The organism is Sphingomonas horti (genome assembly GCF_009753715.1).
Classification (GTDB): Bacteria; Pseudomonadota; Alphaproteobacteria; order Sphingomonadales; family Sphingomonadaceae; genus Sphingomonas_B; species Sphingomonas_B horti.
On sequence record NZ_WQMS01000006.1, the window covers coordinates 215,141 to 236,925 of the forward strand.

General features: G+C 67.4%; 18 protein-coding genes and 2 pseudogenes. 11 read left to right on the forward strand and 9 right to left on the reverse strand.

From position 1 onward, the window contains the following. Positions 1-74: 74 nt before the first annotated feature. Positions 75-1,856, reverse strand: a complete 1,782-nt coding sequence (locus GON01_RS04680) for an ABC transporter transmembrane domain-containing protein (RefSeq protein WP_157026199.1) — start codon at positions 1,854-1,856, stop codon at positions 75-77. Between the two features lie 131 nt (positions 1,857-1,987). On the opposite strand from GON01_RS04680, the gene GON01_RS04685 reads away from it, so the two are divergent. Both GON01_RS04685 and GON01_RS04690 read left to right on the forward strand, forming a co-directional pair. After that, complete coding sequence (locus GON01_RS04685) at positions 1,988-3,208, forward strand: polyhydroxyalkanoate depolymerase (protein WP_157026200.1); 1,221 nt, start codon at positions 1,988-1,990, stop codon at positions 3,206-3,208. A gap of 167 nt (positions 3,209-3,375) precedes the next feature. Then, a complete protein-coding gene (locus tag GON01_RS04690; RefSeq protein WP_157026201.1) occupies positions 3,376-3,948 on the forward strand; it encodes a PEPxxWA-CTERM sorting domain-containing protein in 573 nt (190 codons plus the stop codon). 86 nt (positions 3,949-4,034) lie between these two features. Here the strand turns inward: GON01_RS04690 and GON01_RS17405 are convergent. The 3 genes and pseudogenes from GON01_RS17405 to GON01_RS04700 all read right to left on the reverse strand — a co-directional run. After that, positions 4,035-4,133 (reverse strand): annotated as a pseudogene (locus tag GON01_RS17405) (PEPxxWA-CTERM sorting domain-containing protein); the annotation flags it as partial. 84 nt (positions 4,134-4,217) lie between these two features. Continuing rightward, positions 4,218-5,093, reverse strand: a pseudogene (locus GON01_RS16580) (NF038122 family metalloprotease); the annotation flags it as partial. A gap of 213 nt (positions 5,094-5,306) precedes the next feature. Beyond that, on the reverse strand, positions 5,307-5,765 hold the full coding sequence (locus GON01_RS04700) for a hypothetical protein (RefSeq protein ID WP_157026202.1): 459 nt from the start codon (positions 5,763-5,765) through the stop codon (positions 5,307-5,309). Between the two features lie 288 nt (positions 5,766-6,053). Here GON01_RS04700 and GON01_RS04705 point away from each other — a divergent pair, with 288 nt between their 5' ends. After that, the gene (locus tag GON01_RS04705; RefSeq protein WP_157026203.1) at positions 6,054-8,108 is read left to right on the forward strand and encodes a S9 family peptidase; all 2,055 of its coding nucleotides are present in this window, start codon (positions 6,054-6,056) and stop codon (positions 8,106-8,108) included. Position 8,109: 1 nt separating this feature from the next. Here GON01_RS04705 and GON01_RS04710 read toward each other — a convergent pair whose 3' ends face one another. Next, a complete protein-coding gene (locus GON01_RS04710) occupies positions 8,110-10,008 on the reverse strand; it encodes a potassium transporter Kup (protein ID WP_157026204.1) in 1,899 nt (632 codons plus the stop codon). Positions 10,009-10,146: 138 nt separating this feature from the next. Here GON01_RS04710 and GON01_RS04715 point away from each other — a divergent pair, with 138 nt between their 5' ends. Beyond that, a complete protein-coding gene (locus tag GON01_RS04715) occupies positions 10,147-10,779 on the forward strand; it encodes a DedA family protein (protein WP_157026205.1) in 633 nt (210 codons plus the stop codon). 51 nt (positions 10,780-10,830) lie between these two features. Next, the gene (locus tag GON01_RS04720; protein WP_157026206.1) at positions 10,831-11,004 is read left to right on the forward strand and encodes a hypothetical protein; all 174 of its coding nucleotides are present in this window, start codon (positions 10,831-10,833) and stop codon (positions 11,002-11,004) included. On the opposite strand, the gene arsC is transcribed toward GON01_RS04720, so the two are convergent. Then, positions 11,001-11,339 carry an arsenate reductase (glutaredoxin) gene (gene arsC / locus GON01_RS04725; protein ID WP_157026207.1) on the reverse strand — a complete coding sequence of 113 codons (339 nt, stop codon included), beginning with the start codon at positions 11,337-11,339 and terminating at the stop codon, positions 11,001-11,003. The two genes, GON01_RS04720 and arsC, sit on opposite strands and share 4 nt — an antisense overlap. Positions 11,340-11,424: 85 nt before the next feature. Here arsC and GON01_RS04730 point away from each other — a divergent pair, with 85 nt between their 5' ends. Beyond that, positions 11,425-12,618 carry a sensor histidine kinase gene (locus GON01_RS04730; protein ID WP_181599899.1) on the forward strand — a complete coding sequence of 398 codons (1,194 nt, stop codon included), beginning with the start codon at positions 11,425-11,427 and terminating at the stop codon, positions 12,616-12,618. Here GON01_RS04730 and GON01_RS04735 read toward each other — a convergent pair. Next, positions 12,578-12,985, reverse strand: coding sequence for a BLUF domain-containing protein (locus tag GON01_RS04735; RefSeq protein WP_157026209.1), 408 nt, complete (start codon positions 12,983-12,985; stop codon positions 12,578-12,580). The two genes, GON01_RS04730 and GON01_RS04735, sit on opposite strands and share 41 nt — an antisense overlap. Before the next feature lie 201 nt (positions 12,986-13,186). On the opposite strand from GON01_RS04735, the gene GON01_RS04740 reads away from it, so the two are divergent. Both GON01_RS04740 and GON01_RS04745 read left to right on the forward strand, forming a co-directional pair. After that, on the forward strand, positions 13,187-13,864 hold the full coding sequence (locus GON01_RS04740; RefSeq protein ID WP_232328660.1) for a response regulator transcription factor: 678 nt from the start codon (positions 13,187-13,189) through the stop codon (positions 13,862-13,864). Positions 13,865-13,938: 74 nt separating this feature from the next. Further along, the gene (locus GON01_RS04745; RefSeq protein WP_157026210.1) at positions 13,939-14,112 is read left to right on the forward strand and encodes a hypothetical protein; all 174 of its coding nucleotides are present in this window, start codon (positions 13,939-13,941) and stop codon (positions 14,110-14,112) included. Here the strand turns inward: GON01_RS04745 and GON01_RS04750 are convergent, their stop codons facing one another. Together GON01_RS04750 and GON01_RS04755 are read right to left on the reverse strand one after the other, a co-directional pair. Beyond that, positions 14,113-14,883, reverse strand: a complete 771-nt coding sequence (locus tag GON01_RS04750) for a LytR/AlgR family response regulator transcription factor (protein WP_157026211.1) — start codon at positions 14,881-14,883, stop codon at positions 14,113-14,115. It lies immediately after the preceding gene. Next, positions 14,880-15,908, reverse strand: coding sequence for a sensor histidine kinase (locus GON01_RS04755; RefSeq protein WP_181599900.1), 1,029 nt, complete (start codon positions 15,906-15,908; stop codon positions 14,880-14,882). The genes GON01_RS04750 and GON01_RS04755 overlap by 4 nt, the downstream gene beginning before the upstream one ends. Before the next feature lie 242 nt (positions 15,909-16,150). Here GON01_RS04755 and GON01_RS04760 point away from each other — a divergent pair, with 242 nt between their 5' ends. The 3 genes from GON01_RS04760 to GON01_RS04770 all read left to right on the forward strand — a co-directional run bounded on the left by GON01_RS04760 (position 16,151) and on the right by GON01_RS04770 (position 21,761). Next, complete coding sequence (locus tag GON01_RS04760) at positions 16,151-17,509, forward strand: aminotransferase-like domain-containing protein (RefSeq protein WP_157026213.1); 1,359 nt, start codon at positions 16,151-16,153, stop codon at positions 17,507-17,509. After that, positions 17,509-18,366 carry a MucR family transcriptional regulator gene (locus GON01_RS16865; RefSeq protein ID WP_232328661.1) on the forward strand — a complete coding sequence of 286 codons (858 nt, stop codon included), beginning with the start codon at positions 17,509-17,511 and terminating at the stop codon, positions 18,364-18,366. Before GON01_RS04760 ends, GON01_RS16865 begins: the two co-directional genes overlap by 1 nt. Positions 18,367-18,653: 287 nt before the next feature. Next, complete coding sequence (locus tag GON01_RS04770; RefSeq protein WP_157026214.1) at positions 18,654-21,761, forward strand: TonB-dependent receptor domain-containing protein; 3,108 nt, start codon at positions 18,654-18,656, stop codon at positions 21,759-21,761. Positions 21,762-21,785 lie beyond the last annotated feature (24 nt).

Sequence of the window (21,785 nt, forward strand, 5' to 3'; positions counted from 1 at the left end):
TGCCCAAAGCGCGGTGACGCGCGCGAGGGGTGTAACGATCAAGCTTCGGAGCGGTTTCAGGAGAGGGGAAGAATCTATGCGGCAAGGCCTTCGAACTGCAGCCGGGCGAGGCGCGCATAAAGGCCGCCCGCCGCGTTCAGCGTCTCGTGCGTGCCGGCCTCGACGATCCGCCCTTCGTCCATGACGACGATGCGGTCGGCGGCGCGCACTGTCGCCAGCCGATGGGCGATAACGATCGTGGTCCGATCCGCCATCAGCCGTTCCAGCGCATCCTGCACCAGCCGTTCGGATTCGGCATCGAGCGCGCTGGTCGCCTCGTCGAGCAGCAGGATGGGGGAGTCGCGCAGGATCGCGCGGGCGATCGCGAGCCGCTGGCGCTGGCCGCCCGAAAGCCGTGCGCCGCCTTCGCCCATATAGGTGTCGAGGCCGGCGGGCAGCGCTTTCAGGAAGCCGGCCGCGTTCGCCGCCTCCGCCGCCGCCCACAGCTCGGCATCGGTGGCGTCCCAGCGGCCATAGCGCAGATTGTCGCGCGCGGAGGCGGCGAAGATCACGGTTTCCTGGGGCACCATCGCGAGGCGCGCGCGCACCTCGGCCGGATCGGCGTCGCGCAAATCGACTCCGTCGAGGCGGACGGAGCCCAGCTGCGGATCGTAGAAGCGCTGGGCCAGCTGGATAAGGGTCGACTTGCCCGCGCCCGAGGGACCGACCACCGCGACGGTCTCGCCCGGCGCGACCTCGAGCGAGAAGTCGTGCAGCGCGCTCGTGTCTGGGCGCGTCGGATAGCGGAACGTTACGTGGTCGAAGCTCAGCCGCCCCTCGGCCGGCGCGGGTAGGGCCACGGGATGCGCCGGCGCCTTGATCTCGGGTCGCTCGGCGAGCAGCTCCGACAGGCGGCCGGCCGCGCCCGCGCCGCGCAGCAGGTCGCCATAGACTTCGGTCAGCGCGCCGAACGCGCCGGCGACTAGGCCGCCGGTCAGCACGAACGCAGCGATCGAGCCGCCGCTCAGCCGTCCGGCGGCGACGTCGGTCACGCCTTCCTTCAGCACCAGGGTGACGGAGCCGAAGATCAGCGCGATGACGACCGCCGTCATGATCGCGCGGATGAAGATGCGGCGCTTGGCGACGCCGAATGCGGCCTCCACCGCGGTCGCGAAGCGGCCACGCTCGCGCTGCTCCTGCCCGAACGCCTGGACGATCTTCATCGCCCCCAGCGTCTCGGCCACGATCGCGCCGACATCGGCGATCCGGTCCTGGCTGGTGCGGGAGAAATTGCGGACGCGCCGGCCCAGCAGCACGATCGGCGCCACCACCAGCGGAATGCCGATCATCAGCGATCCCGCCAGCTTGGGCGACAGCACGAACAGATAGACGACCCCGCCGATGCCGGTGAACAGGTTCCGCAGCGCCACGGAGACGGTCGAGCCGACGATCTGCTCGATCACTGAAGTGTCGGACGTCATCCGTGACGCGATCTCGGACGGGCGGTTTTCCTCGAAAAAGCGCGGCGCCAGCGTCACCAGGTTGGCATGCACGGCCTTACGGATGTCGCCGACCACGCGCTCGCCGAGCCACGAGACGAAGTAGAAGCGGAAGGCCGTCGCGATCGCCAGCACGCCGACGATCATCAACAGATAGTAGAAGGCCGTGGTCACCGCAGATGGATCGCCGCCGTGCGAGAAGCCGCGGTCGATCACGCGCTTGAAGCCATAGGGGATCGCGACTGTTGCGCCCGATGCGATGACCAGCGCGACCGCGGCGCAGGCGATATGGCCGGGGTAGCGCGCGGCGAACCGCCAGACCATCGCGAGGCTGGAGAGCTTGCGGGTCTTCGGCTCCGCGTCCGTTTCGTTCGCCATGCGCTTGCGAGTAGCAGGGCGTCCCGTGCGCCTCAACCTGGGGATAGCCCGGAAGCCGGCGTTGCGCGGCGCGGCGGATTGAGCCTAAACCGGTGACGAAGCGTTCAGGGGTGGGCGCTAGAAGGACGCTGATGCTTTACGACGCTTATGAATGGCAGCGCTCGCTGCTCGCGGGGGCCAGCGCGTTTGCCAATGCAGGCGCCGAGTTCCTGTCCAATCCCGCCAATCCGATGGCCTATTTCGGCGGCGGCCCGCTGGTCGCGTCGGCGCTCGAAGTCTTTGCCCACGCCGCCGCGCCGCGAGGCAAGCCCGAGTTCGGGATCGCCAGCACGACAGTGGACGGCCGCAAGGTCGTGGTCGAGGAAGAGATCGTCCTCAGAAAGCCGTTCGGCCAGTTGAAGCGCTTCCGGCGCGAAGGCGTCGAGGGCGGGCCGAAGCTGCTGATCGTGGCGCCGATGTCTGGCCATTACGCGACGCTGCTGCGCGGCACGGTCGAGCGGATGCTGCCGCGCCACGACGTTCACGTCACCGATTGGCGCGACGCCAAATTGGTGCCGCTGGAGGAAGGGAGCTTCGACCTTGAGGATTATGTCGATTATCTGATCGGGTTCCTGGAGGCGATGGGGCCGGGCACGCACGTGCTGGCGGTCTGCCAGCCTTCGGTACCCTGCTATGCTGCGGCGGCGCTGATGGCCGCGAACGGGCATCCCTGCCGGCCGCGCACGCTGACGATGATGGGCGGCCCGGTCGACACGCGCGAGGCGCCGACCGCTGTCAACACGCTCGCCACGCAGCGGCCGCTTGCCTGGTTCCAGCAGAATGTGATCGCCACCGTGCCGTTCAGCTATCCGGGCGCCGGGCGGAAAGTCTATCCGGGCTTCCTGCAGCTCGCCGGCTTCATGTCGATGAACCTGGGCGATCACCTGATGAGCCATTGGGAGATGTTCAAGCACCTCGTCCAGGGCGACGGCGAGAGCGCGGACCGCACCAAGGAATTCTACGACGAATATCGCTCGGTCTGCGACATGACAGCCGAGTTCTACCTGGAAACGGTCGAATTGGTATTCCAGCGCCACGCGCTGCCGAAAGGCGAATGGGTGCACCGGGGCACCCGGGTCGATCCGGGTGCGATCACCGATATCGGCCTGCTCGCGATCGAGGGCGAGCGCGACGACATTTCCGGCATCGGCCAGACCAAGGCGGCGCTGACGCTCGCCACCAGCCTGCCCAAGGCCGACAAGAAATACCTGCTCGCGAAAGGCGTCGGCCATTACGGCATCTTCAACGGCAGCAAATGGCGCGACCGGATCGCTCCGGTGGTCGAGGACTGGATCGCCGCCCACCGCGCCTGATCTGTCCTCGGCGGCTGCCGGCTTTCTTTGCCAAATTGGGACAGCGGGCCGGTCAGCGAGCCGTTGACCGCCTTGGCGATTTCGCGGCAATGGACCTGGGTCCGCAACGATCGGGGATGCGCAGAACGCAACCCGGCGGGTTCTAAAGTACGAAGGGGGTTTTCCAGATGCGCGTTACCACTTGGCTGCTTGCGGCCTCCATGCTCACGGCGGCCACCGCGGCCGAAGCTGTCACCTATGTCGGCTCCCGTTCGATCGGCACCGGATCGGTCAACATCTCGATCACGACCGACGGCTCGATCGGCGCGATCGGGGCCGGGAACATCGTCGACTACACGATCGACCTGTTCAACACGGACGGCAGCTTCACCCTGACATCGGCCAACAGCGGCATGCTGATCACCGGCGGCCTCAGCGCCACCGCGACGGACCTGCAGTTCGACTTCGGCGCGAACGGCCTGGCGCTGTTCCAGGCGCCGGGGGTCGGCTCGGGTGCGACCTTCTACTGCTTGCAGGGCGTGTCCAACTGCTACGCGCCGACCGGCGTGCCGGGTGAGGCGGTCGAGGCGACCGGCGACTATGTCTATCCCTGGGTTGCCCAGTCGGGCCTGCAGGTGATCGCCAGCGCCACCGGCAATGCCGTGCCGGAGCCGGCGACCTGGGCGATGATGATCGGCGGCTTCGGCCTGCTGGGCGCCGCCGCGCGCCGCCGGGGCCGCACCAGCGTCGTTTTCGCCTGAGCCCGACTCAAGACAAGAAGAGCGCCGCCGGCTGATGCCGCGGCGCTCTTTCCTTGCGGGTCCTGCCATGCGGGACCCGGTGATGGTCAGGCGAAGCGGACCGCGGTCCGTGCCCGCCGGCGCAGCGCTCCGCCGATCAGGCCGAAGCCGGCGATCATCATCGCCCAGCTCGACGGTTCCGGAACCGCCAGATAGTCCCACAGGATCCGGCTGGTCGACTTGTGGTAGCCCGGGTTCGACAGGATATCGAGGTTAAGGTCCCAGCCAATCGCGTCGAACAGGGCCAGGTCCTGCGCCGTCACGATGCCTTCCTGGCACAGCCCGCCGGTGGGATCGAGGATGCCGATCTGCGGCTCCAGCAGCTTGGTGCAGTGCACGCCGTCATGCTGGCGCAGCCCTTCCTGCCAGTGCGAGGTCTGGAACCCGTCGCTGCCCGGCGAGAAGTCGGAGCGGCCGAACACTTCGGTCGCGCCGCCGTCGATCGAGAAATAGGGATCCTCGCCCCAGGTGATGTTCCAGGCGCCGTTCTTGTAGCGGAACATGTCGGTGTTGGACGGGCGCGACGCGTTGGTCGTGGTCTGGCTCACCGCGCTGGTGAAGCCGAGCGCGTGGCCCATTTCGTGGACGGCCACGCCGATGAAGTCCGACGCAACGCTCTGGAAGCCGTCGCGCGTGTCGAAATCGAACGGACGGGCGCTGTTGAACCGGATCGTCGCGTCGATCGCAGCCTCGGTGCCCGTATAGATGCCCAGCGCCTTCTGCAGCGCCGTGTTCAGGCTCACATTGGCGTTGGAGAAAGTGGGAAGGTGGTTGACCGCGATGCCGTCCAGCGTCGTGGTCGCGTCGCCGATGATGGCGGTGCGCCAGACGCCCTGGGCCTTGCTGCCGGACGAGCTGGACGTGGAACCGAGAGTGTTCGGATCGAACCCCTGGCTGCTGAAGCCGACGCGGAAGTTCAGCGTCACATCGTCCTTCAGCACCGATTCCCAATAGCGGGCGGCCGCGGAAAAGCCGATGAACGCAGCGGTGCCTTCCTCGACACCGCCAGTGTTGATCAGGTTGATCTTGAGCGCCTGGGCGCCGGTGGCGGTGCCGAGCGCCAGAGCAGCGGCGGCGGCATAAGCAAACGGACGGTATGATGTCATCAGAAACCCCCTGTCAGCGGGCGCGACCCCTGCGCCCGAGAACAGGGTTAACGGAACATTTCACATTCGCAATCAGCAGCTTCACCACATTTGTTAGGGTTCGGCTGGCGAGTTAAGGCCGGCTTGCGGCAGGGAAGGTCAGGCCGCCGCCGGCATCCGCGATTTCCGGCGCGCGACGGCTCCGAGCAGGCCGAAGCCGCCGAGCATCATCGCCTAGCTCGCCGGTTCCGGAACCGCGGGGGGCGGCGCAGCGGCTTCGATCGCGCCAAGTCGGACTTGGCGGATATCGTCGACGCCCGAGCCGCTGGTATCGAACGCCACAGCGGTAATCAGGTCGCCGCCGTCGGTGCGGGCCGCGAACCAGTTATTGCCGTTGCCCAGGTCGAAGGTGCGCGTCTCGGTGCCGAAGCTGCCGAAGAAGGTGACGGCCACGGTGCCGGTGTCGCCCGCGGCTTTGTGCAGGTCGAACTCGACCTCGCCGAACCGTTCGCCGTTGGTCAGAAAAAAGCGCAGCGAGTCGAGCGGGCTGCCGACCGCTTCCACGCGCGCCTGACCGTTGGCGAAGCCGGCCAGGGTCTCGCCGGCGCCCGACGCCAGGAAGCTGACGCTCGTATTGGTGTTGTTAGTATTGCCGAACACCGTCTGGCCGGTCAGGCCGTCGACGATCAGCACGTTTTCCGAAGGCTGGACGTTCCCGGCCGAGTTGAAGATCGTAATCGCTGCCGCTGCCGGAGCGGCAAATGCGCACGCGGCTGCGATTGCAATGGAGGCCAGGACGCGTGAAGCCATCATATACCCCTTTCCTTGTGGCCGCCCGGAGGCTCTTCGAGCCCCTCGCCAAGCGACCTGGGCTGGTTAACGCCGCGATTCCCAAACGGTTGCACCTCGTGGCGCACAAGGAATGCGAGAGATTCCCGGAGCCATTTGAATGAGCGCGCCGGGATGCTAGGCAGTGCGTCCATGACCAAGACGCTGATCGCGCTCGCCCTGGGCTCCGCCGCCCTGTTCCCCACCCTCGCTTCAGCCCGCCCGATGACGGCGACCGACCTCGCCACGATGCGCCGGATCGGCGCGCCGGCAGTGTCGCCCGACGGCCGCTGGCTGGTCTATCAACTGCGCGAGACCGACCTGGCCGCGAACAAGGGCCGCAATCACCTGTGGCTGCTGGACCTGAAGGCGAAGAACGCGGAGCCGGTGCGGATCGCCTTCACCGCCGCCGACAAGAGCGAGCACGACCCCGTCTTCTCGGCCGATGGCAAGTGGATCTACTATCTCGGCAATGCCGGCGGATCCGACCAGCTTTGGCGGGTGGCCGCGTCCGGCGGCACGCCCGAGCGGCTGACCGATCTTGCGACCGATATCGGCGGCTTCCTGCTGGCGCCGAGCGGCGACCGCATCGCGATCTGGGGCGATCGCAAGCTCGATTGCGCCGATTATAACTGCGCCGCCGACAAGACCGAGCCCGCGGCCGGCGGCAGCGGGCGGACCTACGACCAATTGTTCGTGCGTCACTGGGACAGCTGGGCCGAGCCGAACACCCGCTCGCGCATTTTCATCCTGCCGCTCGTCGACGGTAAGCCGACCGGCGCCGGCGTGCCGGTCGCGACGAAGCTGGTCGGCGACGCGCCGTCCAAGCCGTTCGGCGGCAGCGAGGAGCTGGCCTGGAGCCCGGACGGCAAGACGCTCTATTTCGCGCTGCGCGAGGCCGGGCGGATCGAGCCGCTTTCGACCAATCTCGACATCTTCGCGGCCGGGCCGAACGGCGAGCCTGTCAACCTGACCGACGCCAGCGACGCGACCGATACGCTGCCGGCCGTCTCGCCCGACGGCAAATGGCTTGCCTATGCGGCGATGAAGCGGCCCGGATACGAGGCGGACCGGCTCGCGATCATGCTGCGCAACGTCGCGACCGGCGAGACGCGCGAGGTCGCGCCGGCCTGGGACCGCTCGGTCAGCTCGATCGCCTGGGCATCCGACGGCAAGAGCCTGCTGGTTACGGCCGGCGAAGTGCTGGACGATCCGCTGTTCCGCGTCGATGTCGCCAGCGGCAAGGTCACGCGGCTGACCGAGGGCGGCACGGTCGGCAACGTCCGGCCGCTCGCCGACGGCTCGATCGTCTACACGCTCAACAGCATCCAGGCGCCCGACGATCTCTACCGCTGGAAAGGCGGCAAGTCGGTCAAGCTGACGGCGGTCAACGCCGACAAGTTGAAGGATATCGACCCGGTCAGCGTGAAGCGCTTCAGCTTCGCCGGCGCGAACGGCGACACCGTCTGGGGCCAGATCGTCAAGACCGAAGGCGCAACCGGCAAGCTGCCGGTCGAGCTGCTGGTCCATGGCGGGCCACAGGGATCATTCGGCAACAGCTGGTCCTACCGCTGGAACCCGAAGCTGTTTGTCGCGCCGGGTTATGCCGCTGTGACGATCGATTTCCACGGCTCGACCGGCTACGGCCAGGCCTTCACCGACAGCATCAACAGGGATTGGGGCGGGAAGCCGCTTCAGGACCTGAAACTCGGCATGGCCGCCGCGGCGAAGGAGGATCCGCAGATCGACACCGCCAACGCCTGCGCGCTGGGCGGCAGCTATGGCGGCTACATGATGAACTGGATCGAGGGCAATTGGCCCGACGCGTTCAAGTGCATCGTGATGCACGACGGCGTCTTCGATGCCCGCGCCATGGCCTATGAGACCGAGGAGCTCTGGTTCGACGAATGGGAGCATGGCGGCAAGCCCTATTACGAAGCGCCGCAGGAATATGAGAAGTGGAACCCGGTGAACTTCGTCGACAAGTGGAAGACGCCGATGCTGGTGATCCACGGCGAGAAGGATTTCCGCATTCCCTACACCCAGGGGCTGGCCGCGTTCACCGCGCTGCAGCGCCGCGACATCCCGTCGCGGCTGCTGATCTTCCCGGACGAGAATCACTGGGTGCTGAAGCCGCGCAACTCGATCCAGTGGTACACCGAGGTGTTCGCCTGGCTGGACCGCTGGTTGAAGCCGGAGGCGCAGTAAGTCAGATCTGCACCTGCGAGCCGAGCTCCACCACTCGGTTCGCAGGCAGCCTGAAGAACTCCATCGCGGTCGCGGAATTGCGGACCATCCAGCCGAACAATTTCTCCCGCCACAGCGCCATGCCCGGGCGGCCGCCGGCGATCACGGTCTGGCGCGAGATGAAATAGCTGGTGCTCATCGGCGGCAGCGGGCCCAGCCTCGCCTTCGCGGAGGCGAGGGCGACAGGAATGTCCGGGTCCTCGCTGAACCCGTAGCGGAGCAGGACGCGCCGCAGTCCGCCGCCGAGATCTTCGACCGAGACGCGGTTCTCGCTCTTGACCCTGGGCACGTTCAGAAATGAGACCGTCAGCAGGATAACCTGCTCGTGCAGCACCTGGTTGTGCTTCAGATTGTGCAGCAGCGAAGGCGGGATGCCCTCGGGCTGCGCGGTGAGGTAAATGGCGGTGCCGCGCACCCGGTGAATGTCCTGGGCGACCGACTGGACGAACACGTCAACCGGCATGTTTCCTTCGGCCAGGCGGCGGCGCACCAGCGCGCGGCCTTTCGCCCAGGTGGTCAGCATCGTGAAGGCGATCGCGGCGACCAGCAGCGGGAACCAGCCGCCGTCCGCGAATTTGGTCAGGTTGGAGGCGAAATAGACGCCGTCCACCGTCGCCAGCACCGCGATCAGCGCGAACGCGAGCGGCTTCGGCCAATGCCAGAGGCGGGTCAGCACCACTGCCAGCATGACGGTGGTGATCAACATCGTGCCCGTCACTGCGATACCGTAAGCGGAGGCAAGATTGGTCGACGTCTTGAACGCCAGCACCAGCAGCACGACCGTGACCAGCAGCGACCAGTTGACCAGCGGCAGGTAGATCTGCCCCTCCGCCCGTTCGCTCGTGTGCAGCACGTTCAGCCGCGGGAACAAGCCGAGCTGGACCGCCTGGCGCATCACCGAGAAGGCGCCGGTGATCACCGCCTGGCTGGCGATGATCGTGGCCAGTGTCGCAAGCACGATCATCGCTGGCCGCCAGGCATCCGGGGCAAGCAGGTAGAAGGGGTTTTCGATCGATTGCGGGCTGCCGAGCAGCAGCGCGCCCTGGCCCAGATAGTTGAGCATCAGCGTGGGAAAGGCGACCAGCAGCCAGGCGAGCCGGATCGGCCCCCGGCCGAAGTGGCTCATATCGGCATACAGCGTCTCGGCACCCGTCACCGCCAGCACGATCGAGCCGAGGGCGAGGAACGCCGTCGCCGGATCGGCCGCGATGAAGCGGGCGCCATAGGTCGGCGACAGCGACGCCAGGATTCGCGGCTCGCGCAGGATCGCGCCGATGCCGAGCAGCGCGAGCGTCACGAAATAGACGAGCATGACCGGGCCGAAGATCGCGCCGACCCGCTCGGTGCCATGGCTCTGGATCGAGAACAGTCCGACCAGGATCGCGACCGCGACCGGAAGTACGAAACGCGCGAAGTCGGGATTGAGCACCTCCAGGCCTTCGACCGCCGACAGGACGGACACCGCCGGCGTGATCATCGCATCGCCGAAGAACAGCGCGGTCGCGAATACGCCCAGGATCGTCAGGCCCGCGGTCCAGCGGCCCGGCCCGGAATGGCGCGAGATCAGCGCGAGCAGCGACAGGCTACCGCCTTCGCCCTTGTTGTCCGCGCGCATCATGATGGTCACATATTTGAAGGTGACGATCAGCAGCATCGTCCAGAAGATGACGCTGATCACACCCATCACCCGCATCGGTTCGACCGCCATCTGGTGGTGGCCGGCGAACGTCTCGTGCAGCGCATAGAGCGGGCTGGTGCCGATGTCGCCGAACACGACGCCCAGCGCGCCGAGGGCGAGCCACGCGGTGCTTTGGCGGGAATGAATTGCGTCAGAAAGCTCCGAAACAGCGGCGTCGGCCATCGATCTGCGACTCGGATTCAAAAGACGGCGCGCTCTGCGCCCGATCCAGAGCTGCTTCAAGCCCGAAACGATCCGCCCTTTTTTTGACCCTTCGACAAGACCTTTGCGACCGGCTAGGGGCGGCCGCGAGCGGAGCCCATGACAGTCATTCACACCATCATCGCCGCGATGGCGGCGTTCATCATCGCAGTCATTTCCGCCGGCGGCTATCTCGGCATCGTCATCCTGATGGCGATCGAGAGCGCCTGCATCCCGCTCCCGTCGGAGATCATCATGCCGTTCGGCGGCTATCTGGTCTCGACCGGCGAGCTGAACCTTTACCTGGTCGCGACCGCGGGCGCGATCGGCTGCAATGTCGGCTCGATCCCGGCCTATGAGCTCGGCAAGCGGGGCGGCCGCGCCGCGATCCTGCGCTGGGGCAAATATGTGCTGCTCGACGCGCACGACCTGGAGTTGTCGGAGCGGTTCTTCGCGCGCTTCGGCAGCATCGCGGTGCTGATCGCGCGGATGCTGCCGGTGGTGCGCTCGTTCATCGCGCTGCCCGCCGGCGTCGCCGCGATGCCGCTGGGGCGCTTCCACCTCTACACTTTCGTCGGCTCCTGGCCGTTCTGCTTCGGCCTGGCATGGATCGGGATGAAGCTGGGCGAGGCGTGGGACAGCGACCCGCGGCTGAAGGACTGGTTCCACCGGGCCGATGCCGTGATCGTCGCTGTCGGGCTGGTCGCGGTCGGCTGGTTCCTCTGGACCCGCTGGAAGCGTCGGGTGCGCTGAACGGGAACCGCCGCCCCCTCCGGCGCGTGAATACCGCCGAGGAGAAGCGAGATGGATCGCGAACGCCACGAAGACGATGAGAACGAGGCCCTGAACGCGGTCGGCGCGGCCGGGCAGAGCACCGATCCGAACGTCGCCGAGCCGGTCAGCGGCATGCCCGCCGGCGGCCCGCACGATCTGGGCGAAAAAGCGTCCCGAAAGCAGGACGCGACCGGTCAGGCCTAGAGGATTTCCCGCACCTTCTCGGCGGGGCGGCAGAGGCGGGCGCCTTTTTCGGTCTCCGCCAGCGGGCGTTCGATCAGGATCGGATTCGCCACCATCGCGTCCAGGACAGCGTCGTCGCTCGCGCCGGCGAGTGCCGCTGCCGCTTCTTCCTTCGTGCGCAGGCCCTGGCGCGGGCTGATGCCGGCGCGGGCGTAGAGGCGGGCGAGCTCGTCGCGGCTGGGCGGCGCCTTCAGATAGTCGATCACGGTCAGCGCGATGCCCGGTTCGGCCTCGAGCATCGCCAGCGTGTTGCGCGAGGTGCCGCAGCGCGGGTTGTGCAGGATGGTCGCTTTCATGCGCCCCCGATCAGCACAATCGGCCCGGCTTGGAAAGAGATGGATCATGTCGCGTTCCGTTTCGTTCACGAATCGGAGGTGGAGCATGATCGCCGATCCTGCCGACGACACGCATGTTGCCGCTGAAATCGCGGAGCGGACCGCCGAGCTGGAACAGGCGCAGGCGCAGCTGCGCGAGAGCGAGGAGCTTTACCGCCACGTCGTCGAGCTGAGCAGCCTCATCCCCTGGACGGCAGACGGACGCGGGCAGCTCCTGGCGGTCGGAGAGCGTTTCCGCGACTGGACGGGCGCCGCGCCGCGCGAGGCTCTGGGCAACGGCTGGCTCGATTTCGTGCATCCGCAAGAGGTCGAGCGCCTGCACGAAGCCTGGATGCAGGCGGTGTGGAGCGGCCGCCGCTTCGAGCGCGAGTGGCGGATGCGCGATGCCGAAGGCGGGTATCGCTGGTGCCACGCCCGCGCCTCGAAGCGCGAGGATCAGGCCGCGGGCAAGGTCGTGTGGTACGGCACGCTCGAGGACGTGCAGGAGCGCCATGACGCGGAGGAAGCCTATCGCCGCGCCCAGGCCGATCTCGCCCGGGTGTCGCGGCTCAGCGCGATGGGCGTGATGGCGTCGGCGATCGCGCATGACATCAACCAGCCGTTGACTGCGATCGCGCAATATGTCCGCGGGTGCAAACGGCTGCTGGACCGGATCGACGGCGCCGGCAAGCCGGACCTGGCGCGCGGCCTTGAGGAGGCGGACCAGAACACGGTGCGCGCGTCGGAGATCGTCCGCCGCGTCCGCGAATTCGTGACGCGCGGGACGATCGAAACAAGGCGCGAGAACCTGCACGCGCTGATCGACGAGGCGTGCGGGTTCGCCATGAACGATCCGGCGGCCGCCGGTGTGACTTGTCGTGTCCAGGCGGAGGGAGAGTGTTTCGTCTTTGCGGACCGCATCCAGATTCGCCAGGTGCTGATCAACCTGATCCGCAATGCGGTCGCGGCGATGGAGGATTTGCCCCGGCGCATCATCACGGTCGGTGCCTCGCCCGGCGCGCCCGGCTATTGCGAAGTGTCGGTCAGCGACACCGGTCCCGGGATTCCACCGGAGGCGGTGCCGCGGCTCTTCGAGACGCTCTACACCACGCGTCCGAACGGAATGGGGGTCGGCCTGCCGATCTGCCGCATGATCGTCGAGGCGCATGGCGGCTCGATCTGGACCGACACGGACGCGGGGCCGGGCGCGACGATGCGCTTCACCCTGCCGACGGCGCGAGCTCCTGAAGCAGCCGGATAAGGTTGCGAAGCGGATATTCGTCCGCATGGCCATGCGCTGCCAGCGCCCGCTCGACAATGCCGGCGGCAAAGGTGGAATGGCCATAGACGAGCGACCAGTGCGAGAACCGGCGCGCCGATGCGGCCCGCTGGTCGAGGATGACGATGTCGCCATGGCGCGGATCGCGCGCGATGCTCGCCATGATGGCCAGCACCGCGTCCTTCTCGCCTTCCAGCAGCTGCGCGAACCTGGCGCCGGTGTAGAGCAGCGCGCCGGTGACGCCGGTCGCCGCATTGCGCGCGGTCGCGACCTCGATAATCGCTTCGATGCCGGCTCCGGCATAGTCGGGCGTCAGCAGGCATTTGGAGACATAGACAAGCGAATACACGCGCGATCCTTCGTTGAAACCGGAGGCTGCGCGCTACGGGGCGGCGGATAAGCGTTTCGCAAATACCGGCCCCGTAGAGCTACGGCACAACGCGCCGCGCGTCGATTTGCTCACCGGAGCTGCAGCTAAGGAACCGCGCCCGCGATGGCTGGTTGAACCGGATCGGAGCCAGCGGCTCCACTCATTAGGCGGTGAACCGTCATGATGTTGAAACAGGGGCCGGCCAGCACGTCAGGGCATGAAAGCGCGCCGCAGCGGATCGTCTATGTCGTCGACGACGAAAGCGAGGTGCGGCGCTCGCTCGGCTTCTTCCTGAAGGCCGCGGACTTCCTGCCCCGGCCCTATCTGAACGGCGCGGATTTCCTCTCCGACGCGTCCGAGTTGTCGCCGGGATGCGTGCTGCTCGACCTTCGCATGGGCGAGATCGACGGGCTGAAGGTGATCGAGCGGCTCGAAGGCCGGATGCGGCGGCTGCCGGTGATCCTGATGACCGGGCACGGCGATATCGGCACCGCGGTCCGCGCGATGAAGCTCGGCGCCGTCGATTTCCTCGAAAAGCCGTTCGAGGAGCCAGTCCTGGTCGAAGCGCTGGAGCGCGCCTTCGCGATGCTGTCGCGCGACGTCGCGGAGGAGCGCGAGCGCCGTGAGGCGGAGCAGCTGATCGAGGGCCTGACCCCGCGCGAGCGCGACGTGCTGGTGCTGCTGTCCGAGGGCAGGTCGAACAAGGAAGTAGCGATCGCCCTCGACTTGAGCGTCCGCACCGTCGAGATGCACCGCGCCGCCATGTTCGATCGACTCGGCGTCCGTACCCTTCCTGAGGCGCTGCGGCTCGCCTTCCGCGCCGGTTCGGTACTGGGCCAGCCGGCGGCGGCGCACTGACTCGTCGAAGCATTCCGCCACTTCGTCGCGCGGCCAGTAGCGGCGCGCGCCGGGATCGGCTTTTCGTTGCGGTCATGATCGAGCCCGACAAATTGCACGCGCAGGCCCAGAAGTGCCGGATGCTCGCCGGCGGGCTGTCGAACCGCGACGATATCCGCGCGCTCGAGGACCTGGCGCGCGAGCTCGAGGAGCGGGCGCAGCGGCTGCAGCACGCGGACGAATCTGCGGCGGCCGGGATCGCCGCCTGATCAATTCTCCTTCAGCGCGCTGCGGATCAGCCGCTCATAGGTGCGCCCGACCCGCACTTCGGTGCCGTCGTCCAGCACCGCCGTCAGCGAAGCGAATTGGCCGCGGCGGAAGCTGCGCAGCCGGCGCCGGTGGATGATCGCGCTGCGGTGCACCCGGATGAAGCTCGCCGGGTCGAGCCGCTCGGCCATCGACGCCAGGCTCTCGTGATAGAGGAACGAGCGCTGGGCCGTGTGCAGCCGCGCATAGTCGCGCTCCGCCTGGATCCAGACGATGTCGATCGCCGGAACGCGGAACGTTTCGCCGCGCGACGTGACCCAGAAGCAGGCATCGGTGTCGGCGCGCTCCTTGAGCTCGCCGCGCAGGGCCCCGACCACCGTGCGTAGCTCCGCCAGTTGCTGTTCCTGCTGCTGCCGCGCGATCACGCCGCGCGCGCGATCCACCGCCAGCGCGAGGCGATCGAAAGCGACCGGCTTCAGCACATAGTCGACCGCATGGGCGTCGAACGCTGCGATCGCATATTCGTCGAAGGCGGTGACGAAGACGATTGCCGGCGCCGATCCTTCCAGCTCCGCGAGCAGGTCGAAGCCGCTGCCGTTCGGCATCTGGACGTCGAGCAGCAACAGGTTCGGCTTCAGAGCCGCGATCAAGGCGCGGCCGTCGCGAATGTTACCGGCTTCGCCAACCACCTCGATCCGGTCGAGCGGCGCCAGCGCGCGCCGGATGCGCCGTCGGGCGAGCGGCTCGTCATCCAGGATCAGCGCTCGGATCATCCCGGCCTGAACCTCAGCGGCAGCGAGACGGTGGCGCGGAAGCGCCCGTCGGGCAGGTAGCCGCCAGTCAGCCGTCCCGCCTCCCCGAACCGCGTCGCAAGCCGCTCCGCGACATTCTTGAGGCCCAGGCCGGTGCTCGTCGCCGGGCGTGCATGCTCGCTGGCGTCATTGTCGATATGGATGCTGAGCACGTTGCGATCGGCTTCCGCGCAGATGCGGATGCAGACGGTGCCGTCGACGGTGCCGATGCCGTGCTTGACCGCGTTTTCGACCAGCGGCTGCAGGATCAGGCTCGGCATCCGCGCCCGGTTGAGCTCGCCCGGCACGTCCATCTCGACCCGCAGCCGGTCGGAGAAGCGTGCGCGTTCGATCTCCAGATAACGGGCCTGGATGTCCAGCTCCTCGGCCAGCGTGATGTCTTGCATCGGGTCGAGCGCCAGCGTCGAGCGCAGGAAGGCGGACAGCGACAGCACCATGCGCTCGGCCGGCTTGACGTCCTGCTCCTCGATCAGCGTCGCGAGCGCGTTCAGCGTGTTGAACAGGAAGTGCGGATTGATCTGGTAGCGCAGCGCCCGCATCTGCGCGCCATAGGCCTGCTCCCGCAGCTCGGAGAGCTGGCGCTCGCGGTCGGTGACCTCGGCGCTGTATTGCTGCGCCAGGAAAAGCGCCGACCAGCCGAGATAGGCGTCGTTCCAGAACAGGATGCTCCAGAGCATCTCGCCCAGCATCATCGGCGAGGTGTTCCGGTCGGCGAATTGATAGGCGCGGTAGGCGACCAGCGCATGCGCCGTCGCCACCACCACCACGATCGCGCAGACCAGGATCGCCTTGAAGGCGAAGCTCGGGTTTCGGTAGTGGGTGATCAGCAGGATGATGACCCAGCTCATCGCCACCGAAAAGGCGGTCATCAGGCAGCGGATCGCGAATGTCGCCCAGGTCTCCTGGCCGCCCATCAAACCCAGCGTGGTCAGCGCGGCCAGCAGCACCAGCCAGTACAGGATGCTCATCTTCAGGCCCGCGCGCATGATTCGGGCCTTGGATCGCCACGTGGCGAGGGTGCTCGCGAGGACCGGCCGGTGCATCGGCCGTTTATCGGCACCCGTATGCGGGTAAGTCGAGAGGCGTTCGTCCGCCGCCATTCGCCATTCGCAGAATCGCGCCTGCTTTCGTCCGTGCCGAATCGCCGTTGATCGAAGCCACGCTACAATCGCCGCATCTGTCGCATCATTCTCTCACGCGGAACGGCAGCGTGAAAGGGTATGCGGTCGTGGGTAGCGTTCTGGCGATGCGGGACATGGAAGGGCTTGGCCGTTCCCGCGCGCCTGCCTTCCTGCCCGTCGACCTCATGCCGGAACCGCAGGGCGGGCTCTACCAGGGCCTCTACAAGCGCCTGCGCACCTTCATCCTCGATGGCGTATGGCCGCCGGGCACGCGGTTGCCCTCGTCGCGGACTCTCGCCGCCGACCTCAAGGTCTCGCGCAACACGGCGATCCTCGCGGTCGAGCAGCTGATCGCCGACGGCTGGGCGGAATCGCGCAGCCGGTCCGGCGTCTATGTTTCGATCCGGCCGGCGGCGGCGCCCGTGGCGCTGCCGCAGCCGCGGGCGCGCGACGCGGCGGAGCTGCCGCCGTTCGCGCCGGAGCGGCCAGCCGCCGATCTGTTCCCGGCTCAGATCTGGAAGCAATTGCAGGCGCGGGCCTGGGCGCAGATCGAGCCCGAGCACCTGATCGCTGCCGATCCGGCCGGCGACGCGGTTCTGCGGGAGACGATCGCGCGGCTGGTCTGCGCGCCGCGCGGCCTGCGCTGCCACCCGGACCAGATCCTGATCGTGCCGACCGCGACGGCGGCGATCGACCTGATCGCCGCGACGCTGCTGCGTGCCGGCGATGCCGCCCTGGTCGAGGAGGCATGTCGGCCGTCGGTAAGGCATCTTCTCGAAGCGCGGGGCGCACGGCTTCAGGCCACGGGCTGCGACCCGGCGGAAGCGGCGGCCCGGCTGGCCTGCACCGGCTTTGACGGCGCGGCGCGGCACTGGCTGCCCGGCTGGGCCCGCCAGGGCGGATCGTGGATCGTCGAGGACGACCGCGACTCCGAACTCTGGTTCGACGAGGCGCCGCCACCGCCGCTCGCAGCCGAGGCGGGCGAGCATGTGGTGCTGGTCGGCAGCTTCAACCGCCTTCTCTTTCCCGGCCTGTGCGTTGCGTTCCTGGTCGCCCCGCCGGCGCTGGTCGATCCGCTCCGGGACGCACATGCGATCGTCGGCGGCCGGGCGAGCCTCGCGTCGCAGCTCGCGCTGGAGGCCTTCATCGCCGAGGGACATTTCGCGCGCCACCTCCGCCGCCGCCGCCAGGCCTATGCCGAGCGGCGGGTGGCGCTGCTCGATTGCCTGGCGGGGATTGCCGACCCGGACCGGGTCAACCGCGCCGGCCTCCACCTCGCGCTGGAGCTTGGCGAGGGGCGCGCCCCTGCGGTGGCCTCCCGCCTCGCCGCCGAAAGGCTCGGCGGCACGGCTGCGACCGGCTCCCGGCTGCTTCTCGGCCTGGGCGCGACGCCGGAAGCGATCCGCGCCCAGGGCGCGCGCCTTGCCGCCGTCATCCTGTCCGAACTTTCCAGAGGGCACGCCTGATGTACGCTTCCGAACAGGTCTTTCGCGTGCGCGGCCGCAAGGGCCGCACTCTGACCACTGCCGGCCGGATCGAGGCCCAGTTCCGCGAGCTGCTGGCCGAGCGTGCGTTCCACCACATTTCGGTCGCCGACATCGCCGACGGCTGCGACATCGCGCGATCGACCTTTTACCGCCTCTATGCCGACCCGGTGGAAACGCTCTGGGCATTGGCGCTGCCGATGTTCGAGGCGGCCTTCGACGCGGCGCTGAAGGGCGACAGCGCCGCGTTCATAGCGGCTTTCGGCAGGTTCTGGACGGTCCCCGGCATGGTCGGCGCCCTCAACAATGCCAAGGCGAATGCGCGCGTGCGGGGCAAGCTCACGACGCTGGTGCAGGCGCGGCTGCGCCAGCATGGCTGCGGCCGGGGCAGCGAGACCTGTGCGCTGGTGATGGTCGCCGCCTGCCTCACCGTGCTCGCGCAAGGCGAGGCGGATGAGGCGCCGAACGATGGCGAGCTCGGCGAGCTGATGTCGCTGATCTACATCGCCGCCTATCTGACGCCCGGCGCGCTGCAGTCTATCGCGCGGCAGCAGGCGCGGCGCGGGCTGCACGGCGGTTTCCCGCCGGCCGTCTCGGTCGAGGAATCGCTCGCGTCCGACGATCACATCATCTCGATGATCGACGGGCGGCCCTATCGCTCGCTGACCCGGCATATCGCCCGCTACGGCATGACGCCGGCCGATTACCGCCGCTGCTTCGACCTGGAGGATGACTATCCGATGGTCGCCGCGAGCTATTCCGAGCGCCGCCGCGCGCTCGCGATCAACGCGGGCTTCGGCGTCCGCCGCGCTGACCAGGGCTGCCCCGCCGCCGCCTGAGTGGGCCTGGTCCAAAGGGGTGTTGCAGTCGTGCAACACGCCGGTTCCAAAAGCACATTTCGATGATTTTCAGCGGCCGAGAAGGGCTGCCCCGGCCCGTGCCGCACCACCAAGCGCGTATATTAAGCGACTGACAAATAAGGCTTTGTTTGGTCGCTTCGCGCGCCTCCTTCGGCGGCATCCAAACTGGACCCATCGGCGCGCCAAGTCTGGTTCTTTCCTCGCCAAGGCCCGCCGCTACCCCCGATCCTGACTGCCAAAGCGCAGTAACAATAAGGGGAATTTGCATGCCTACTACCAATTCGCGGCTCCGGACCCTGTTGTCGCTGGGCGCGGCGACCGTGGCGCTGTGCGCCGGCCCCGCCTTCGCCCAGGATGCGACGGCGCAGCAGACGGCCGAAGCGGCGCCGGCGGACGAAGGGACGATCGTCGTCACCGGGTCGCTGATCACCAATCCGAACCTTGAGCGCTCGACGCCTGTCAACGTGACCACCTCGGAAGAAGTCGAGCTGCGCCAGACCAACGTCGCCGAGCAGCTGCTCCGCGAAGTTCCGGGTGTCGTGCCGTCGACCGGTTCGGCGGTGAACAACGGCAATGGCGGCGCCTCGTTCGTCAACCTGCGCGGCCTCGGCTCCAACCGCAACCTGGTGCTGCTCGACGGCGTGCGCATCACGCCGTCGAACCAGATCGGGCGCGTCGACCTGAACAACATCCCGCTCGCCCTCATTGAGCGGACCGAAGTGCTGACCGGCGGTGCGTCGACCACCTATGGTGCGGACGCGGTGTCGGGCGTGGTGAACTTCATCACCAAGAAGGACTTCACCGGGCTGGAACTGTCTGCCTCGGAGCAGATCACCGAGCGCGGAGACGGCAACATCTTCCGCGTCGACGCGACCATCGGCGCGAGCTTCGACGACAACCGCGGCAATGCGGTCTTTTCGATCGGCTATCAGGAAGCGGACCCGGTCTATCAGGGCGCGCGCGATTTCAGCCGCTTCAACATCAGCGCATTCACCGGCAATGTTGCCGGTTCGGGCACAACCTTCCCGACCCGCTTCTCGGTGCCGGGCCTGCCGCTCCAGAACGTCAATCCGACGACCGGCCAGCTGCAGTCGCCGTTCACGGCGTTCAACTTCAATCCGTTCAACATCTTCCAGACGCCATTCCAGCGCTTCAACATCTTCGGCCAGGCCAATTACCAGATCACGGACGGGGTCGAGGTCTACACGCGCGGCCTGTTCTCGAAGAACTCGGTTCAGACGATCATCGCGCCGTCGGGTGCGTTCGGCATTGCGGTGCAGATTCCGGTCAGCAATCCCTTCCTTCCGGCGGGAGCGCGGGCGACCTTCTGCGCCAATAACGACTTCGATCCGATTGCGGACGGAGTGCAGACGCTGACGCCGGCCGAGTGCGCGGCCGCGGCGGCTGCCACCGATCCGAACGATCCGGCCTATCGCGAATTCTCCACTCAGATCTCGCGTCGCGCCATCGAAGTCGGTCCGCGCATCAGCCAGTTCCGGACCAATATCTTCGACTACCGGCTCGGCTTCCGTGGGTCGATCACCGACAGCATCAATTGGGACGTGTTCGGATCGTACGGCGAATCGGAGAATACGCAGTTCATCCAGAACTACACGCTCAATTCGCGCTTCCGGCAGGGCCTGCTGACCACCGTCGATGGCAACGGCAACCCGATCTGCCAGGATACGAGCAACGGCTGCGTGCCCGTCAACGTATTCGGCACGATCACGCCGGAGATGGCGAATTTCCTGTCGGCGGAAAGCACGACGCTCAATCGCACCAGCCTTGCCCAGGCGCGGGCGACGGTCTCCGGCGATTTCGGGGCCACGCTGCCCTGGGCGTCCGACGCGGTCAGCTTCGCGGTCGGCGCCGAATATCGCAAATATACCGCGCTCCAGCGGGGCGACACGCTGTCGGGCTCCGGCGACCTCGGCGGGTCGGGCGGACCGACCGCGCTGGTGGACGGCGCGTTCGACGTTTACGAAGCCTTTGGCGAGCTTATCGCGCCGATCGTGCAGGATAAGCCCTTCTTCCAGAGCCTGACTTTGGAAGGCGGCATCCGCTATTCGCACTATTCCGTCGACGCGCCGAGCCGGCCGAAATTCAACACGACCACCTGGAAGGTCGGCGCCAGCTGGGAACCGATCGATGCGGTCAAGTTCCGCGGCAACTTCGCGCGCGCCGTCCGCGCCCCGAACATCAACGAGTTGTTCGCCCCGTTGGTTACCGGCCTGACGACGATCGCGAACGATCCCTGCGCGTCGATCGACGATGAAGGGGCCATCATCCGACCGGCGCCGACCGGCACGCTCGCTGCGGTCTGCCGGGCGCAGGGTGCCCCGGCCTTCACGCTGGGCTCGATCCCGCAGCCGACCGCAGGCCAGGGCAACGCATCGGCCAGCGGCTCGCTGGCGCTGCGGCCCGAAAAGTCGAACAGCTACACCTTCGGCGTCGTGCTCCAGCCTGACTTCCTGCCGGGCTTCAGCGCCTCGATCGACTACTACCACATCAAGATCAACCGGGCGATCACCGCGCCGACGCCGGGCGATGCCATCCAGGCCTGCTTCGGCGCACCGGATGCCAACGGCAACTTCAACCCGGCGGCGGGGGCGGAGACCAGCCTGGCCTGCACGGTCATCCGCCGCAACGCGCTGACCGGCGGCCTGGCCGGCGACCCGACCGACACGCCCGGCCTCTTCCTGCCCTTGTCCAACCTCGGCAAGGTCAAGAGCGACGGTATCGACTTCACGATGAACTACAACACCGATCTCGGCTTTGCGAAGCTGGCGCTCAGCTTTGCCGGCAACTGGTCTCACCACCAGCTGTTCCAGGCAACGGCTTATCCGAACCCCAACAATCTGCCGATCTCGATCAACCGCGAATGCGTGGGCTATTTCAGCGGCAACTGCGGTTCGCCGGCGGGCACGGCAGCGGATGTGGGCTCCATCCAGCCGGAGTTCAGCTGGACGCAGCGCACGACGCTGACCTTCGGCAATGTCGATCTGTCGCTGCTGTGGCGGCACATCAGCGCGATTCAGCACGAGCCGGATGACCGCGCGAACGGCAACGGCGACTCCTACTCGGGTCCGGTGCCGGGCTCGCAGTCGAACCTGCCGGGAGCGCCGGCTCCGGGATCGTTCGGCACGCACGACTTCAACTTCCTGCCGTCGGCCGATTACTTCGACCTGGCGACCAGGATCGGGGTTGGCGACAACCTGACGCTGACGCTAACGGTCGCGAACCTGTTCGACAAGAAGCCGCCCTTCACCGGGCAGGACGTCGGATCGTCGTCGTTCAACAGCGGCAACGTCTATCCGTCGACCTATGACGCCCTGGGCCGCACCTATCGCGTCGGTGCCCGCTTGCGGTTCTGACGCCGATAAAGCCGAGGCGCGCCC